This window comes from Prevotella sp. C0026C3, assembly GCF_056590795.1.
The window spans coordinates 92,655-110,445 of sequence record NZ_JBWPWW010000002.1 but is presented as its reverse complement, the minus strand read 5'-3'; the positions used below and the strand labels follow the sequence as shown (position 1 = coordinate 110,445).

Annotated in this window: 14 protein-coding genes, 2 tRNA genes and 2 pseudogenes; 15 read left to right on the top strand and 3 right to left on the bottom strand. The window is 40.2% G+C overall.

Annotated features, from left to right (window positions below):
• The 3 genes and pseudogenes from AC1EK4_RS01635 to AC1EK4_RS01625 all read left to right on the top strand — a co-directional run.
• The gene (locus AC1EK4_RS01635) at positions 1-1,386 is read left to right on the top strand and encodes a hypothetical protein (protein ID WP_480356781.1); all 1,386 of its coding nucleotides are present in this window, start codon (positions 1-3) and stop codon (positions 1,384-1,386) included.
• Positions 1,387-1,444: 58 nt separating this feature from the next.
• Positions 1,445-2,551, top strand: a complete 1,107-nt coding sequence (locus AC1EK4_RS01630) for a DUF4876 domain-containing protein (RefSeq protein ID WP_480356780.1) — start codon at positions 1,445-1,447, stop codon at positions 2,549-2,551.
• 158 nt (positions 2,552-2,709) lie between these two features.
• Positions 2,710-3,032 (top strand): annotated as a pseudogene (locus AC1EK4_RS01625) (IS982 family transposase); the annotation flags it as partial.
• A gap of 80 nt (positions 3,033-3,112) precedes the next feature.
• On the opposite strand, the pseudogene AC1EK4_RS01620 reads toward AC1EK4_RS01625, so the two are convergent.
• Together AC1EK4_RS01620 and AC1EK4_RS01615 are read right to left on the bottom strand one after the other, a co-directional pair.
• Positions 3,113-3,544, bottom strand: a pseudogene (locus AC1EK4_RS01620) (site-specific integrase); the annotation flags it as partial.
• A gap of 83 nt (positions 3,545-3,627) precedes the next feature.
• The gene (locus AC1EK4_RS01615) at positions 3,628-4,065 is read right to left on the bottom strand and encodes a hypothetical protein (protein WP_480356779.1); all 438 of its coding nucleotides are present in this window, start codon (positions 4,063-4,065) and stop codon (positions 3,628-3,630) included.
• Between the two features lie 132 nt (positions 4,066-4,197).
• Between AC1EK4_RS01615 and AC1EK4_RS01610 the strand changes: the two genes are divergently transcribed.
• The 9 genes from AC1EK4_RS01610 (at position 4,198) to AC1EK4_RS01570 (ending at position 12,160) form a co-directional block, all read left to right on the top strand.
• On the top strand, positions 4,198-5,859 hold the full coding sequence (locus AC1EK4_RS01610) for a glycosyltransferase (protein WP_480356777.1): 1,662 nt from the start codon (positions 4,198-4,200) through the stop codon (positions 5,857-5,859).
• A gap of 34 nt (positions 5,860-5,893) precedes the next feature.
• The gene (glgP, locus tag AC1EK4_RS01605; protein WP_480356775.1) at positions 5,894-8,455 is read left to right on the top strand and encodes an alpha-glucan family phosphorylase; all 2,562 of its coding nucleotides are present in this window, start codon (positions 5,894-5,896) and stop codon (positions 8,453-8,455) included.
• A 214-nt stretch (positions 8,456-8,669) separates the two neighbouring features.
• Positions 8,670-8,755 (top strand) — tRNA-Ser (locus AC1EK4_RS01600).
• Between the two features lie 24 nt (positions 8,756-8,779).
• A tRNA-Glu gene (locus tag AC1EK4_RS01595) sits at positions 8,780-8,851 on the top strand.
• A gap of 137 nt (positions 8,852-8,988) precedes the next feature.
• Positions 8,989-9,312 (top strand): cupin domain-containing protein, encoded by a 324-nt coding sequence (locus AC1EK4_RS01590; protein WP_480356773.1) that lies wholly within the window; start codon positions 8,989-8,991, stop codon positions 9,310-9,312.
• A gap of 468 nt (positions 9,313-9,780) precedes the next feature.
• Entirely contained in the window at positions 9,781-10,443 is a 663-nt protein-coding gene (locus AC1EK4_RS01585) for a carboxypeptidase-like regulatory domain-containing protein (protein WP_480356772.1), read from the top strand.
• 4 nt (positions 10,444-10,447) lie between these two features.
• A complete protein-coding gene (locus AC1EK4_RS01580; RefSeq protein WP_480356771.1) occupies positions 10,448-10,639 on the top strand; it encodes a hypothetical protein in 192 nt (63 codons plus the stop codon).
• A gap of 24 nt (positions 10,640-10,663) precedes the next feature.
• Entirely contained in the window at positions 10,664-11,473 is an 810-nt protein-coding gene (locus AC1EK4_RS01575; RefSeq protein ID WP_480356770.1) for a TonB-dependent receptor domain-containing protein, read from the top strand.
• 294 nt (positions 11,474-11,767) lie between these two features.
• Positions 11,768-12,160 carry a rhodanese-like domain-containing protein gene (locus AC1EK4_RS01570; RefSeq protein WP_480356769.1) on the top strand — a complete coding sequence of 131 codons (393 nt, stop codon included), beginning with the start codon at positions 11,768-11,770 and terminating at the stop codon, positions 12,158-12,160.
• Between the two features lie 55 nt (positions 12,161-12,215).
• Here the strand turns inward: AC1EK4_RS01570 and proS are convergent, their stop codons facing one another.
• Entirely contained in the window at positions 12,216-13,697 is a 1,482-nt protein-coding gene (gene proS / locus AC1EK4_RS01565) for a proline--tRNA ligase (RefSeq protein ID WP_036897574.1), read from the bottom strand.
• 199 nt (positions 13,698-13,896) lie between these two features.
• On the opposite strand from proS, the gene AC1EK4_RS01560 reads away from it, so the two are divergent.
• The 3 genes from AC1EK4_RS01560 (at position 13,897) to AC1EK4_RS01550 (ending at position 17,714) form a co-directional block, all read left to right on the top strand.
• Positions 13,897-14,577, top strand: a complete 681-nt coding sequence (locus AC1EK4_RS01560) for a YiaD family glycine zipper/OmpA-like lipoprotein (RefSeq protein WP_036897572.1) — start codon at positions 13,897-13,899, stop codon at positions 14,575-14,577.
• Between the two features lie 127 nt (positions 14,578-14,704).
• On the top strand, positions 14,705-15,436 hold the full coding sequence (gene mtgA, locus AC1EK4_RS01555) for a monofunctional biosynthetic peptidoglycan transglycosylase (protein ID WP_480356767.1): 732 nt from the start codon (positions 14,705-14,707) through the stop codon (positions 15,434-15,436).
• A gap of 4 nt (positions 15,437-15,440) precedes the next feature.
• The gene (locus AC1EK4_RS01550; protein ID WP_480356873.1) at positions 15,441-17,714 is read left to right on the top strand and encodes an ATP-dependent helicase; all 2,274 of its coding nucleotides are present in this window, start codon (positions 15,441-15,443) and stop codon (positions 17,712-17,714) included.
• Positions 17,715-17,791: the final 77 nt, after the last annotated feature.

The following is a 17,791-nucleotide window of genomic DNA, read 5'->3' as shown; positions in this document are numbered from 1 at the left end:
ATGAAAAAAATAAATTATACCTTGATATTAGCCTTTATGGCTTTATCATCTCTATTCACAGCATGCCAGAGAAATGGAGATATGCCAGACAGAACTGATGCTAATTCAACAGTAGACCACCTCATATTCAAAGAAGTTTTTTACATTGGTTACTGCACTTATAAGGATTTGTCTTCCTTCGGCTTCAAAAGCCAATATAGCAGATACGAGGATGCCAACTATCTGGTGATATACAATCCTACCCATAAACCAATATCACTTGAGAATATGGCACTTGCCTGTCATGTTGTCGACCCAAGTATCCAATATTCACTCCAAAAAGACGGTAATGGAGATTTCACAAAGCGATACTATGGCATTGGAGGCATGTCGTATTTCCCCAACGACCCTGTGACAAAAAAGCCACATGTCATACAGCCTGGCGACAGTGTCATCGTAGTGAAGTATGCGTGCGATCACAAGAAGAAATTCCTTGCCGAGAATGAGACTACAGAAGAAGATGCAAAGAAAAGCTACTATGGCTGGGAGGCTCTGCCCGACTACAGCAAACTTCCAAAGGACAAAACCTTTGAGTTGTGCAACCAACATGAACCGAAAAACGGAATGTGCGACCCTAACGACAATTTTGACAACAAGGATATTCCAAACATGCGTGACCTTGTTGTGTGGGATGAACTTCCATTTACGGGACCAAGTCAGAGTATGCGCATCGCTTTGGTGAAGCTCCCTGATGGCGATGTATCCAAACCTCATACCAAAGACGAAAACGGATTTTATCCTGACGAATCGCCACGCTCTCGCTCCAATTGGTATCACCTATATGATTTGTATGGAACCGAGCAGGACAAAATTAATGACGAGACAGATCCGCAGAAGAAAAGAGAACTGGAAAAGAACAGAAAATACCCAACGGCATTCTACCACATGATATATAACACAACTGGTATGGGAGGCTTCTATGTTGCTGAGCTGAATTACAATTGGGTTGTCGACTTCCTTACTATTTGCCCTTCGACAGATAAGAAAATGGACTTGCTGACAGGTCCAAGCTCTGTAACTGTATATGATGCAACAGGACGCCCCATAATGGAAGGAACAGAAGAAAAGAAAGAAAAAGTATGGTGGTACGACAGAGGAACAGCAAGTGTCTGCAGCCGGATATTTACAAGTAGTGACTTTTCTAATCCTTCACTCGATCCCTCGCAATTACAAGGTGCACTGATTCGTCGTACCAACGGAAAGGGATTTGTAGCTGAAATGAGTTCTGCACTGAACTACACGAAAGGTGTGCCGTCACTCTGCAGACGCGACAGCAAGGGCAAGCCGTTAGACATGACCGCATACTGGAAGATTAACTCCATCGATGCACGTACCAAGAAGAATTAAGAGTTGAGACGTACAAGGATAATTAAACAACAATCATTAATATAAAGAAGACAAACAAATGAAGAAGATGATGCTATGCGCATTGGCAACAATTGCGCTTTTCGCAAACTGTACTCGTAACGGAGAACCAGAAGAAAAGAAAAATACCGCTGAGACAGAAAGCGCAGACCTGATTATAAAAGACATTTACTATGCTGGAGACTTCGTGGAGACACCTTACGGCAATAAATCTGAATACACGGATGACAAGTTTATTTCCGTCTACAACCCTACCGACCATGACATAAGTCTTGAGAATATGGCTTTGGCACTATGTCAGTACAACGCCGTAGACAAAGTCAACTTTGAAAAGCCTAATTGCGATTATAGACAGAAAGCATTTGGCGTTTCCAATATGATTGGTTTCCCCAAAGATAAAAGTGGCATGCCATACACCGTAAAAGCAGGCAAAACTATTATTATTGCTATGAGAGCCATCAATCATGCGGAAGGATACAAGAAGTATTTGACAGATAATGAAGAAGATCCAACCAAATACAAAGGTATAGAAAAACTGATCGACCTTTCCAAAGCCGACTTTGAATGGGGACAGAATGCTACCGAAAACGTTCCACACATGACGTTCCTCTATTGTAAGGAGAACGACAAAGAACAGGAAAATCGAATGAAAGAGGACAAATCGAAAGTCGGAGTATGGGATGAAGACGACGATGAGTATGTACCTTTCGGATTTGAGCGTAACTTCACCATTGCGCTGATACGTTTGGCAGAACCTATTGAGAAGATAAAAGAGAATATGAACAATGCCAAAGTAAATGAAGCGTTGCTAAAAGGAAACGAAGAGCCGATGGCAAAATATGGACGCTATGTCATGTGGAGCGAGAGTGGACATCACTCACATTCACAAATTCTTATGTTCTTACCGAACCAATGGGTTGTTGACGCCGTAAATGTAAGGTTCAAAGGAGCTTCTACAGAAAAAGAATTCCCGATATCGGGTACACTGGACAAAGGTTGGAATGGCGTTTACGAAAAGGCTGATGATAAGATAGACGTTGGTGCAGGCAAGATGATTACTCGACGTTTTAATGGAAAAAGATTTTCCGATACAAACAACTCATCGGTTGACTTTGAGGTCAAGAAAGTAGTTGTACCTACGAAATAAGAAGGCATGAGCATTATAAATGCCTGCCTTCTCTTACTAAACTTCATAAAATAACCTGAGTTCGGTATAAGAAATTCTTCAAAAAAGTTGTAGGAGTGGAATGTTTTTCGTATCTTTATAGTTGATAATCAAAGTATTAACGAAAAATATCCACTCCTATGAATAGTACAAATTTAATAGAAATATTCTGTATTCTTGATGAATTCTGCAAGCTTTTTGCTCCTCAACTCAAAAACGTCTGTTAGACGAGTCTAGTAAGCATCGCCGAAACCGTCCGTGTGTAATGAGCGATAGTGAAATAATGACTATCCTCATCATGTATCATCAGTCTCATTACATAGATCTCAAAACGTTCTATCTTCATGAGATTTGTGAACATCATCGTTCCGAATATCCCCATACACTATCCTATAACCGATTTGTCGAGCGTCAGCAAAAGGTAAATATGCTCTTGTTGATATTTCTACAGACATGTACCCTCCCTTAGTCTTTTGTCTGTTGATATAAAACAGTGTTTTGAATGTACTTCTCATCATGATTTTAGTTTTAATGCTACTATTGCTAAATGCTCATCTGCATATCCTCTGTGAAAGAAAGGAAACGCTCAAACTCCACAAACAGCTTCTGTGGCGTAACCTTTGCGTACCGCTCGGTCATACTCACGTTACTATGCCCCAACATCTTGCTTACCGTTTCTATCGGTACTCCTTGTTCAAGGGTAATGAGCGTGGCAAAGGTATGCCTTGCCGTATGAGTGGTAAAGGGAAAGGCTATGCCTGCTCTTAGGCGCAATGCTTTAAGATACGATTGATAGGTGGCATATTTCATCTGTGGCAATAGGCTTTCCCTTTCATCGCTCTTGTACTTCTCTATTATCCTGATGGCTTCGGGCAACAACTTGATACGACAAAGTACGCCTGTCTTCTGCCTGTTGAACTTCAGTCAAAGACTTCCCTCATCATCACGGACAAGATACGACCTGTTTAACTCCATTTTTCACTCATTATCAGATAGTTTTCGCATTATACGATAATTCTTCATTTTCCTTGATTAGTTGCACGCAAATGAGAGAAATACTACCGGGTGAGCGGGGACTCTTGGAGGACGAAAGTGAGTGATTTCGGGAGCTTGACCCATTTCCGATTGACTACAATCTTGATGTTACTGCCACTTTTCTGGGTTAATATATAGTTGCCATCCTTACTTTTTGACAACGTTGCAGTAAGATCTTCGCTTCCATAATCATTTGATATTTCTAGATTTGCAGTGTTTGGAGAAACTAAATCTGCGCTGATAATTAGCCATTTTCTAGTGTCTCTTATCGCTCCGAGATAACCGGGGAGTTCTCCGAAAATCTCTTGATCTTTAACCAAAACATTGTTATCATAGAAGTTCATGTATATATATACTTGATATTCTTGATTGTATAAATATCCTTGAAAGTTCTTGTCTCTTTGAGCAAAAACGATGAGCGAAAAAGTGAGACAAAGCCAAATAGAAAATATTCTTTTCATCGTGTGTAACTAATTGATTATTGCAAAGATAATTGTTTACATCAAGAAAAGAGCCTGTTTAATCAAATATTAGGATTCAAAGTTGTCAAATTAGATAATTTATATTAAATTTGAAGCGATATTAGACTTATCATGAGTAAAGAAAAAAGATTTCCCGATTATATATTTGAATCGAGTTGGGAAGTATGTAACAAAATTGGTGGTATATACGCAGTACTTTCTACGCGTGCCAAAACATTGCAAGCGCTGCTAGGTGATCAACTCATATTTATCGGCCCGGATTGTTGGAAGGATACAGAAAGTCCTTTTTTTGAAGAAGATGATGCCATTTATGCCGATTGGCTTGTACAGGCTAGGCAAGAAGGGCTTCACGTTCGTATTGGACGCTGGATGATTCCCGGTCGTCCGGTTGCCGTCTTGGTGGATTTTACCCCATATTATCAGCAGAAGGATTATATATATAGTCAAATGTGGGAAGACTTCCAAGTGGATAGTCTCCATGCTTATGGCGATTACGATGAGGCATCAATGTTCTCGTATGCTGCTGCTAAAGTAGTGGAAAGTTTCTACCATTTCTATTTAAATGAACAGTCACAAGTGATTTATCACGGTAACGAGTGGATGACTTGTTTAGGCCTTTTATATGTTCAGAAGCATCTGCCACAGGTTGGTACCATTTTCACGACCCACGCAACAAGTATCGGTCGCAGTATAGCCGGTAATAACAAACCTCTATATGAATATCTATCAGCATATCAGGGTGATCAGATGGCTGCGGAATTGAATATGCAAAGTAAACATTCGGTAGAGAAACAAGCAGCCATGAATGTAGACTGTTTTACGACTGTGAGTGACATTACTGCTGCCGAATGTCGAGAACTGCTGGACAGACCAGTAGATTGTGTGTTGCCTAATGGATTTGAAGACAATTTTGTTCCTAAGGGTGCTGCCTTTACGAAGAAGCGTAAAGAGGTTCGAACCAAAATGTTGAGAATTGCCAATGCTTTGTTGGGAACAGATTTGGGAGATGATACTTTACTTGTAGCTACGAGTGGACGCTATGAATTTAGAAACAAAGGCATAGATGTTTTCATCGAAGCTATGAATAGGTTGCGATTTGATACGAATCTTCAGAAGAATGTCATAGCGTTTATAGAGGTGCCCGGCTGGGTAGGAGATGTACGTCAAGATCTGAAAGAACGATTGGACTCTGGCAAGAAATACGATACTCCGTTACCGGAACCGATGCTGACTCACTGGTTACATAATTCTCAAGAAGATCGTGTCTTGGGAATGGCTAGATATCTTGATATACAAAATAGGGTAGAAGATAAGGTGAAGTTGATTTTTATACCTTGTTATCTGAATGGCGATGATGGTATTGTCAATATGCCTTATTATGATGTAGTGTCTGGTAATGATCTTTCGGTATTCCCATCATATTATGAACCTTGGGGATATACGCCATTAGAGTCGATAGCCTTTAAGGTGCCTTGTATCACGACAGATTTAGCTGGGTTTGGCCTGTGGGCAAATGCAGAAAAAGGTAAACCATGTAAGTTAATTGATGGAGTAGAGGTGATTCACCGAACCGATTATAATTATTCGGAGGTGGCTGATGATATTAAGAATGCGATAGTTACTTATGCCTCTTTTGATGATGCGACCGTGAGAAAGGCTCGTATGCATGCAAGTAACCTGTCGAAGAGAGCGCTTTGGGATAAGTTTATTGCTTATTATAAGGTAGCTTATGATATAGCTTTGTCAAAAGCGGCATCTCGAAAGAATAGATAAAAGATAGTATAAAATTATTATAATAAAATATTTTATGAAAATTAAAGCTGATTATACGAATGCTCCGCAGTGGAAAGAGCTGACTATTAAATCAAGGCTTCCAGAACAGCTACAGTGTCTAAATGAGCTTGCTCAGAATATGTGGTGGGCTTGGAATTATGAGGCACGCGATCTCTTTAAGAGTCTTGATGCAAAACTTTATGAAGAAGTGGGTCATAATCCAGTGTTATTGTTGGAACGTTTGAGTTACGACCGTAAGGAACAGATTGTGAAAGACAAGGCTACGATGAAGAAGGTGAAAGACATTTATGCAAAGTTCCGTGCTTACATGGATGTGAAACCTAATGCAGAGCGCCCATCGGTAGCGTACTTCAGTATGGAGTATGGCATCAATCAGGTGGTTAAAATTTATTCAGGCGGTCTTGGTATGTTGGCTGGTGACTATCTGAAGGAAGCTTCGGATAGTAATGTCGATATGTGTGCCGTGGGCTTCTTGTATCGTTATGGCTACTTCACTCAGTCGTTAAGTATGGACGGTCAGCAGATTGCCAAGTATGAAGCGCAGAACTTTAATTCGCTTCCAATCGAGCGTGTCTATAATGAGGATGGTAATCCGATGGTTGTTGATGTACCTTATTTGAACTATCAAGTCCATGCAAGTCTTTGGTGCATGAATGTGGGACGTATCAAATTGTATCTCTTGGATACAGATAATGAGATGAACTCTGAATTTGATAAGCCTATTACACATGCTCTCTATGGTGGTGACTGGGAAAACCGTTTGAAGCAAGAAATTCTCTTGGGTATTGGTGGTATGCTGGCTTTGAAGAAGCTTGGCATCAAGAAAGATGTATATCATTGCAATGAAGGTCATGCTGCTTTGTGTAATTTGCAGCGCTTGTGTGATTATGTAGACAAGGGACTTAGCTTCAATCAAGCAATGGAGTTGGTTCGTGCTTCTTCACTTTATACCGTTCATACACCGGTACCTGCAGGGCATGACTATTTTGACGAGGCTTTATTTGGAAAATATATGGGCGGATATCCATCTCGTCTAGGTATTTCATGGGATGAGTTTATTGGTATGGGACGTGAGAATCCGGATAACCATGAAGAGCGTTTCTGCATGTCTATCTTTGCATGTAACACTTGCCAAGAGGTTAATGGCGTAAGTAAGTTGCATGGATGGGTAAGTCAAAAGATGTTTGCTCCTATCTGGAATGGTTATTTCCCAGAAGAGAATCATGTCGGATATGTAACCAATGGTGTCCATCTTCCAACTTGGACAGCGACAGAATGGCGTAAGGTATACGACAAATACTTTGATGCCTCATTTATGAGCGACCAGGGTAATGAGAATATTTGGCATGCTATCAACGATGTTCCTAATGATGAGATATGGAACACACGTATGACTTTGAAGAAAAAGTTGGTAGATTATATACGTGAAAAGTTCACAGAGTCTTGGCTGAAGAACCAAGGCGATCCTTCAAGAGTGGTGTCATTATTGGAGCGCATTAACCCTAATGCGTTGATGATAGGTTTCTGTCGTCGCTTCGCAACTTATAAACGTGCTCACTTGTTGTTCACCGACCTTGATAGATTGGCTAAAATTGTAAATGATCCAGAGCATCCTGTACTATTCTTCTTCTCTGGTAAGGCTCACCCTGCAGACGGTGCTGGACAAGGATTGATAAAGAAAATCTTTGAAATTAGCCAACGTCCGGAATTCCTCGGTAAGATTATCTTCCTAGAAGATTATGATATGCAGTTGGCTCGTCGACTTGTTTCGGGTGTTGATATTTGGATGAATACGCCGACACGCCCTCTTGAAGCTTCTGGTACATCTGGTGAAAAGGCAGAGATGAACGGTGTTGTAAACCTCTCTGTGCTTGATGGCTGGTGGGTAGAAGGTTATCGTGAGGGTGCTGGTTGGGCTCTGCCACAGAAACGTACCTATGATAATCAAGGCTATCAGGACCAGTTGGATGCAGCAACTATCTATAGCTTGTTGGAGAATGAGATTATACCTCTTTATTATAATAAGAATAAGAAGGGGTATAGCGAAGCTTGGTTGAAGGTGGTGAAGAACTCCATTGCGACCATTGCACCTCATTATACTATGAAGCGACAGCTAGATGATTACTATGAGAAGTTCTATCAGAAGGAAGCAGAACGCTCTAAGAAATTGCTGGCAAATGGATATCAACTAGCTAAGGAAATCGCAGCATGGAAGGAAACTGTGGCAGAACGCTGGGATTCAATTCATGTTGTATCTAAAGACACACAGTTTATAGAGAATGGAGGAGAGACTGGCGTTGAGACGACTATTAAATATGTTATCGATGAACAAGGTCTAAATGATGCTGTAGGATTGGAACTCGTTATTCTAAAGAATAGCCAAAGTGACGATGAACATGAGATTTATAGTGTTCGCGAATTTAAGATGGTAGGGCATGAAGGTAATCTTTATACTTTCGAAGCTACTATTGAACCTAGCGACGCTGGTGCATTCCGTACTTGTGTTCGTATGTATCCTAAAAATGAGAAGCTGCCACATCGTCAAGACTTCTGCTATGTGAAGTGGCTTGACTAATATTGTCGTAGGCAAATACATATATAATAATGAGCTCGGTGATTACCGGGCTCATTTTATTGATGCCTCTATATACTTATATGGTAAGAAAGTGGAAAGAATGAAATAGTCAATAAAAAACTATAGAATAATTTTGGTGATATTGAATATTTGCATTACCTTTGCACCGCATTTAAGAACAATGCTTGGTAAGTTCGGTTTAAAACCAATCTTTGGAAGGATGGGTGAGTGGCTGAAACCACCAGTTTGCTAAACTGACGTACGGGTTCCGTACCGGGGGTTCGAATCCCCCTCCTTCCGCAAGTGCCGTTCTTAATGCAAACCGGTCGGTTCATCTAACGGTTAGGATACAAGATTCTCAATCTTGGCATACGAGTTCGATTCTCGTACCGACTACGAAAGCTGCTTTATAAGCAGCTTTTTTTATGCCTATTTGTGTAGGTTGGTAACATTTGTTACTACATTCTCCTTTTTTACTTCATGGCATTTAATTTGTTGGATTAGATGTATAGAAACCAATAAATGATAGAGTTATGGCAAAGGTAGAAAAAGGAAAAGTTTTCATTGTAGGTGACCTTATAGCATATACGGAAGGTGGTGTGGTGTCGAAAGAGCTGATTCATAATGATATGGGGAGTATTACATTGTTCTCATTTGATGAAGGACAAGGACTTTCTGAACATATTGCACCCTATGATGCGTTTATTCAAGTAATTGAAGGGGAAATGGAATTGACTGTCGAAGATAGTTTACATATTATAAAAGAAGGTGACTCTTTTATTATTCCTTGTGGGGCGCGACACGCTGTTCATGCCGCTAAGCCATTTAAGATGTTATTGACCATGATTAGAGGATAGAGAAATGGTTTTGTATAGAATTACTTTGTAAGATAGCAATAATTCTCTACCTTTGTGCACTATCAGGATTAGGGCACGAAGAAGAATACTAGAGGCGTGGCTATTATTGGTGGCTTTTGCACCGATATTAGTCATGTCTTCTGTTCATGTGCATTCTTCTCTACCTGCAACAGAAAAGGAGTGTGCAGCTTGTTTATATCATATCAAGCATGCAAGTCATTTAGATTCTCAAGCAAGAAATCAAGAAATCTAGATTTTTGCGCACTTTGTCAATTTCATAGTTTCTTATTTATACCAGCAGTGATTATCCTATTTAGTGCATTTTCCACCAATAAGTATTTGGGAAAATGCATTGATAGATGTAGTAATAGAGTTGCCGGTTATACAATTTTCTTTTCAAGGTGTGCTCCTCCTAGGTTTGTAATCTATTGAAATGATAGTTTTTATAAACAAAAGTATACATGCATTATGAAGAAGAATTTATTAGTGTTATTGTTATCCTATATCTGCATGATGACAGTAGCTGCCCCTGTAGTAGGGAAAGCCACCCTCTCAGGACAAGTGTCGGATGCCATTGATGGTAGTCCGTTGACAGGTGTTGTTGTTACCTTTCCGGAATTAAATATAGGAGCAACCACAAATGAAAAAGGATATTATTTATTTGACAATCTGCCACAACGTAAGTTAACAGTACAAGTTACTTACATTGGACATCGAGTTATAGTGGAAAATATAGACCTTACAACTATCCACGTTAGAAATTTCTTGATGGAAGAAACGAATGCTATGATCAACGAAGTTGTTGTGACAGGTATTACTGGTAAGACATTATTGAAGGAGATGCCGACTCCTGTAACGCTTGTTAGTCAGCGTGAATTGCAGATGACTCAGTCTAGTAATATCATCAATGCCTTGGCACATCAGTCCGGTATTGCAGAGATTACAACTGGAAATGGAATATCTAAGCCTGTGGTTCGGGGACTTGGTTTCAATCGTGTAGTTGTAGTTAACGATGGAGTAAGACAGGAAGGACAGCAATGGGGAGATGAACATGGTATCGAAATAGATGGGCAAACCGTATCTTCTGTAGAGATATTGAAAGGGCCCGGCGAGCTTAATGTATGGTTCTGATGCGATGGCCGGAGTGTTAATATTTCATGATGCTCCTGCGGTGTATCTTGGCTCTGGTTCTCTGAAATCCATTGTGGGATACCAGCACAATAGAAGGCAGGAATTCGAGGAATCTCCAACTACTCCGGGATTGGATTTCATGCTTCATACCATCAACTATGATGTACATTACGAGGTACCACAACTCGGTGGCTAGCGATGGAACTTTGGTACGAATGGTATGTATCAGCGTTCGTTGAATAAAGGTGATGATTTTTTGATACCAGCTTATACTCTTTTTGATATTGGAGCCTTTGCTACGGTAGGACTAAAGATAGATAATTGGAATATCAGCGCAGGTCTACGATATGATAATCGAAATCTGCATAGCTTTAAACTTGGTGATGTTTTTGAGAAAATATCGCGTAATTTCTCTGGTTTAACCGGAAGTGTAGGAGCTACTTCGGTAGGTGATGTTGCTATTAAATTGAATTTAGCGCGTGGTTTCCGTACTCCTACAGTGGGTGAACTGGCTTCTAATGGTGTTCATGAAGGAACTATTCAGTACGTGATTGGAAACAAAGAATTGGATCCTGAGTATAGTTGGCAAATTGATTTAGGCCTTGATTATACCTCAAAGATTCTTTCTACCCAGTTAAGTTTGTTTGCAAACTTCATAGACAACTTTATTTTTAATCATAAATTAAATGGAGTTAAGACAGAAGGATACGATACTTACCAGTACACCCAAGGCAATGCAAGGCTTCTTGGCGGAGAGTTTAGCATTGATTTCCACCCTGTTCGGAAGTTGCATTTCGAGAATACATTCTCCTATGTTAATGCTGTTCAAGCCCATCAACCCAAGGATTCTAAGTATTTACCCTATACTCCTGCACCTCGATGGACATCTGAATTGAACTATACTTTTATCAATGATGGAAAGGTTTGGGATAATACTTATGCAGCAGTATCTATGGAGTGTAATCTCCGACAAAATCATTTTATGCGGCAGATGAGACAGAGACGGCAACACCTTCGTATACTTTACTGAACTTATCGGCTGGTACAGATTTTAAAGTGAAAGGTAAAAAGGTTGCCACTTTAATCTTAACACTGAACAATGTGTTTGACCGCGCTTATCAGAATCATCTAAATCGCCTAAAATATGTAGCTATCAACAATGTAACTGGGAGACGCGGAGTATTTAATATGGGGCGTAATTTTGGAATAAAATTGATAGTTCCACTATCGCTATAGGAATGATGACGAGCGAAAGTAACTTTGCTTGTTTCTGCTGTAGTATCATATTAATTTCTTATATTTGCATCATCAAATAGAAAAATATATGAAGTGTAAATTGATAAAGATGTTGACGGCTCTCTTGGGATTGACAGGGGCCGCCTGCGTACAGAAGAATATCCCTGCAAATGCCATTGTAACGGTGGATGCAGTTAGTTTCGAGAAGGCTCTATCAGATGTGAATGCTCAAATAATAGACGTTAGAACATCAGAAGAATTTGCCGAAGGACATATTGAAAAAGCTCTGAATATAGATGTTACTCAGTCTGATTTTATCGAAAAAGCAAAAAAACAATTAGATAAAAGTAAAACGAGTTATGTTTATTGCAGAAGTGGCAGGCGCAGTATGATGTCTGCAGATCTTCTTTCTAAAGAAGGTTTTAAGGTGGTCAATCTAAGAGGTGGCTATTTGGAATGGCAGAGTTACAAAGGTAAATAAAGATATTATCTTATAAAACAAATAAAGGGATGTCAATTGACATCCCTTTATTTATTTAGTAACTTCTTGCGATGATCACTCGATATTTTGCCGGTTTACCACTTACCATGTCTGTTCCGGGCGTTTGTTCAAATGCAAATGGAACGCATCGAATGGTAGCTTGTGTCTCTTCTTTAATCTTAGCCTCAGTCTCTTCTGTTCCATCCCAGTGGCACAAGAAGAATCCACCATCTTTAACTTTTTCCTTGAAGACCTCGTAGTCATCGCACTCTGTGATTCTACTATCACGATAAGTCTTTGCTTTCTCCAAGAGGTTTGACTGAATATCTTCGAGCAATTTTGTTACACGTTCAACGATACCATCAAAAGAAACATTCTCTTTGTCAAGTGTATCTCTTCTCATGATTTCGATGGTATTATTCTCTAGATCTCGTCCACCCATCACAAGTCTTACCGGAACACCCTTTAGTTCGTAGTCAGCAAATTTGAATCCGGGACGTTTGTTGTCTGCATCATCAAACTTAACGGTAACACCTAATGCTTTAAGTTGGCTGATAACAGGATTTAATTTCTCTGTAATGGCAGCCAATTGTTCCTGATTTCTAGAAATAGGAATGATGACAACTTGAATCGGCGCAAGCTTTGGAGGTAGCACAAGTCCATTGTCATCAGAGTGGACCATGATGAGGGCACCCATCAAACGAGTTGAAACTCCCCACGAAGTGGCCCATACATATTCCGGCTTGTTTTCTTTATTCAAGAATGTAACATCAAAACTTTTTGCGAAATTCTGCCCAAGGAAATGGCTTGTTCCGCTTTGAAGAGCTTTACCATCCTGCATCATTGCTTCGATAGTGTAGGTATCTAGTGCTCCCGCAAATCTTTCAGTTTCGCTCTTTACACCCTGAATTACAGGGACAGCCATCCAATTCTCAGCAAAATCAGCATATACATGGAGCATCTTCTTTGCTTCTTCTTCAGCTTCTTCTCTTGTCGCGTGGGCTGTATGACCTTCCTGCCAAAGGAACTCACTCGTACGGAGGAATGGACGAGTTCTCATTTCCCAGCGCATCACGTTGCACCATTGATTACACATCAAAGGCAGATCGCGATAAGAGTGAATCCAATTTCTATATGTATTCCAAATGATAGTCTCTGATGTTGGACGAATGATTAACTCCTCGTCCAACCTAGCTGAAGGGTCAACTTCAACGCTACTACCATCTTCGCTTGATTTTAGACGATAATGGGTGACGACCGCACACTCCTTAGCGAAACCTTTTACATGTTCTGCTTCTTTCGATAGGAATGATTTAGGAATAAGAAGTGGGAAATAAGCATTCTGTGCACCAGTTTCTTTGAACATCTTATCCAGTTGCTCTTTCATTTTTTCCCAGATTGCAAATCCGTATGGTTTAATAATCATACAACCGCGTACTGGAGCTTGTTCAGCCAAATCTGCCTTGATTACCAAATCATTATACCATTGACTATAATTGTCAGCGCGTTTGGTTAAATCTTTTAGTTCTGTCGCCATCGTTTATTTGTTTTATTATGTTTTAGGGAAAACTATACTATCGAATAGGTGTTTCCCTTATTTTCTAATGTAAATATCTAATTATATTTGTAGCGCAAAAGTACGAAAAAAAGTTGGTTATCGCATGAGGTTGAGCGAAAAACTACTATCTTTGCATTGTGAAATATAATGATATAAATAACTTACAAGATAAGAGATTATGAGAAAAATGAAAGTTATGACACTTAGTTTGTGTCTTTTAACAGTATTTGGTTGTGCAACTAAGCAAGGTACAGGAGCTCTGATTGGAGCCGGTGGTGGTACGGTATTAGGTGCTATCATTGGTAAAATTGCAGGAAATACAGCTGTTGGTGCAGCTATTGGCGGTGCTGTAGGTTCAGGTGCCGGTGCAATCATTGGCCGTCACATGGATAAGGTTGCAGAAGAAGCTAGAGCCCAAGTAGAGAATGCTAAGGTGGAAGAAGTGACCGATGCTAATGGCTTAAAGGCTGTTAAGATTACATTTGATAGCGGTATCTTGTTTGCAACAGGCAAAGCAACTCTGAATCAAACTTCCAAAAATGAATTGGCAAAGTTCTCTACCGTACTGAAAAACAATACTGATTGTTATGTAGATATCTATGGTCATACCGACTCTACTGGTAGTGATGGTATTAATATTCCATTGAGTAATAATCGTGCTAGCAGTGTTGTCTCTTACCTGAAGAGTTGTGGTGTAGCTGCTAATCAGTTCCAGAATGTAACAGGTAAGGGTAGTTCTGAACCTGTGGCAGATAACTCAACAGCAAGCGGACGTCAACAAAATCGTCGTGTAGAGGTATATATGTATGCTTCTCAAGCTATGGTTCAGTCTGCAAATAACGGAACCTTGTCACATTAATATAGAGTTGATAAGAGTAAACATACTATAACATAAAAAGGAAAGGTTGCCACATATTTCGGTTTGTGGTAACCTTTTTCGTATTGTCAATAGCAATCGATTATTTGTTTTTGAATATATATTTGTAATGAGTCTGATTTGGAAAGTCATCCGTTGGGGCATCGCAGCCTTTCTTGCTTCAACAATATTGGCAGTTGTCGTCTATCGTTTCTTGCCAATATATTTTACCCCTCTCATGTTCATTCGCTGTTTCCAACAAGTTGGGAATGGCGATTCCATAGAGTTACACCACCATTGGGTTTCATTAGATAAGATTTCTCCGCATCTTCCTGTTGCCGTAATGGCTAGTGAAGATCAGCGATTCTTGCTGCACCATGGCTTTGATTACGATGCTATAGAAAAGGCTGCAAGGCGTAATCTACAAGGTGGTAAGCGGAAGTTGGGAGCTAGCACAATCAGTCAGCAAACCGCTAAAAATGTATTTCTATGGCCCGGTCGCTCTTGGGTTCGCAAAGGATTTGAAGTTTATTTCACCGCTCTCATTGAGTTAATGTGGAGTAAACAGAGAATTATGGAGGTTTATTTGAACTCTATAGAGATGGGCAATGGTATCTATGGAGCCGATGCGGTAGCGGAATATCATTTTGGAAAGACTGCTATAGGCCTTAGTCGTGGCGAGTGTGCATTGATTGCTGCCACATTACCCAATCCCCGTAAGTTCAGCAGTAAGTCTCCTCGTGAATATATGAGGAAGCGTCAGCGACAGATAGAGAACAACATGCGTTTCATTCCGGCATTCCCTTCCGAGGGTAAAGATTATAATCCACGCACTGTAGTCGGTGGTGTGTATTCTCGATAATATGATGATAGAAAATGAATTTTTAACGGCATTAAACCCTTCTCAGCGTGATGCTGTAGAATATTGTGATGGTCCAGAACTTGTCATTGCCGGTGCCGGCTCCGGTAAGACACGCGTGCTGACATATAAAATAGCATACTTACTTAGCCAAGGCTACCAGCCTTGGAGTATTTTGGCACTCACGTTTACCAACAGGGCGGCCGATGAGATGAAGGAGCGTATTGCTAAAATCGTGGGTAGAGAGCAGGCTTCGCGGCTCAATATGGGTACTTTTCACAGCGTATTTTCCCGTATTCTGCGCATAGAATCTGATATTATAGGCTATCATTCCAATTTTACAATCTATGATGAAACCGACTCGCGTTCTTTATTCAAAGCGATTATCAAGGAATTAGGATTGGATGATAAAATCTATAAGCCGGGTTCGGTGCATGCTAGAATCAGCATGGCGAAGAATAAACTGATATTGGCACAACAGTATGCAGCAAATCGCACTTTAATAGAGCGCGACCGCGATGCACGTATGCCTGAAATTAGTCGAATATTCAGTATCTACGAGCAGCGATGTTTGCAGGCTAATGCCATGGATTTTGACGATTTATTGGTCATCACCTATCGGTTATTCGCTGAACATCCCGATATCTGTACCAAATACGCGACCCGTTTTCAGTATGTCTTAGTCGATGAGTATCAAGATACCAACTATGTTCAACAGTGTATTGTCTTCCAGTTGACCCAAGCTAATAGGCGAGTTTGTGTTGTCGGAGACGATGCGCAGAGCATTTATGGATTTCGTGGAGCCAATATCGATAACATCTTAGAATACAATAAGATATACCCTAATTCTAAACTCTTCAAATTGGAACAGAATTATAGATCTACTCAACGAATAGTCCAAGCGGCCAATAGCTTGATTAAACACAATGAACGTCAAATTCCTAAAGATGTATTTAGCGAAAATGATACGGGTGAGAAATTGTTGTTAAAACCTCTATATAGCGACAAGGAAGAGGCTGCTGTAGTCTGTAAAGATATTATGCGTATTCGTCGGCAAGATAGATGTGCGTATAGTGAGTTTGCTATACTTTATCGTACCAATTCACAAAGTCGAAGTTTTGAAGAGGAACTGTTGAAATACAATATACCTTATCGTATCTATGGAGGCATGAGTTTCTATCAGCGGAAGGAAATTAAAGATATTATTGCTTATTTCCGGTTGATAGTCAATCATGATGATGAAGAGGCTTTTAAACGTATTATCAACTACCCAACAAGGGGCATTGGTAACACTACATTACAGAAAATTATCGCTGCTTCGCAGCAATCAGGAGTGAGCTTGTGGACGGCTATTACCCAACCAAATGCGTGTGGTTTGGAATTGAGTCGGTCTGTATTTACCAAGTTGGAAGCCTTTTCACAGATGATAGAACGTTTTACTTCCAAATTAAATACAGTTGATGCAATGATGCTTGGTGAGGAAATCGTCAAGGAAAGTGGTATCAGTGCAGATATTTATGCTAGTAAAGATGCTGAAAATTTATCTAAACAAGAGAACCTAACAGAATTCTTCAATGGACTTCAGGAGTTTGTTGAAGGCAATCGTGAAGAGGGGCTTGAGGAACGAGTATATCTGCCTGACTTCTTACAGACGGTGGCTCTCTATCAGGATAAAGAAACTGAAGATGGAAGTAAGGTTAACTTGATGACGGTGCATGCGGCTAAAGGATTGGAATTTCCTACGGTGTTTATCGTTGGATTAGAAGAAAACATCTTTCCAAGTCCGATGTCTACAAACAGTCTGAGAGAACTGGAGGAAGAGCGTCGATTACTATATGTTGCTATCACTCGTGCCGAGAAGCGTTGCATTCTCACATGTGCCAAGAATCGATGGCGTTACGGTAAGTTGGAGACAGATGTTCCTAGCAGATTCTTGCGTGACATAGATCCCCGTTTCATCGTTATAGATGAGGGAATGGGACGTATTTCTGAAGCACCTCGTCGGGTGGTTCCTCAAAGACAAATCGAACCAATAGAGAAGCCACGCTCGGCTTATACTCCTTCGTTTCGTCCTGTTCGTACGGTGCAACAGCCTGTAGAACACACTCAGCCTATGGCGCATAATTTGCAAGTCGGAAGCCGAATCGAGCATCAGAGATTTGGTGTCGGTGTCGTCCAAAAAATTGAAGGAGAAGGTGAAAATACCAAGGCTACAGTTGAATTTGCCAATACTGGCACGAAACAACTGCTATTGAAGTTTGCCAGATATAAAGTCTTGTAATGCAGGTTACCTTTTTATTGGTGTAACTAAAAGCAAAAACGAGGATATAGCGGTTTACTATATCCTCGTTTTTTATT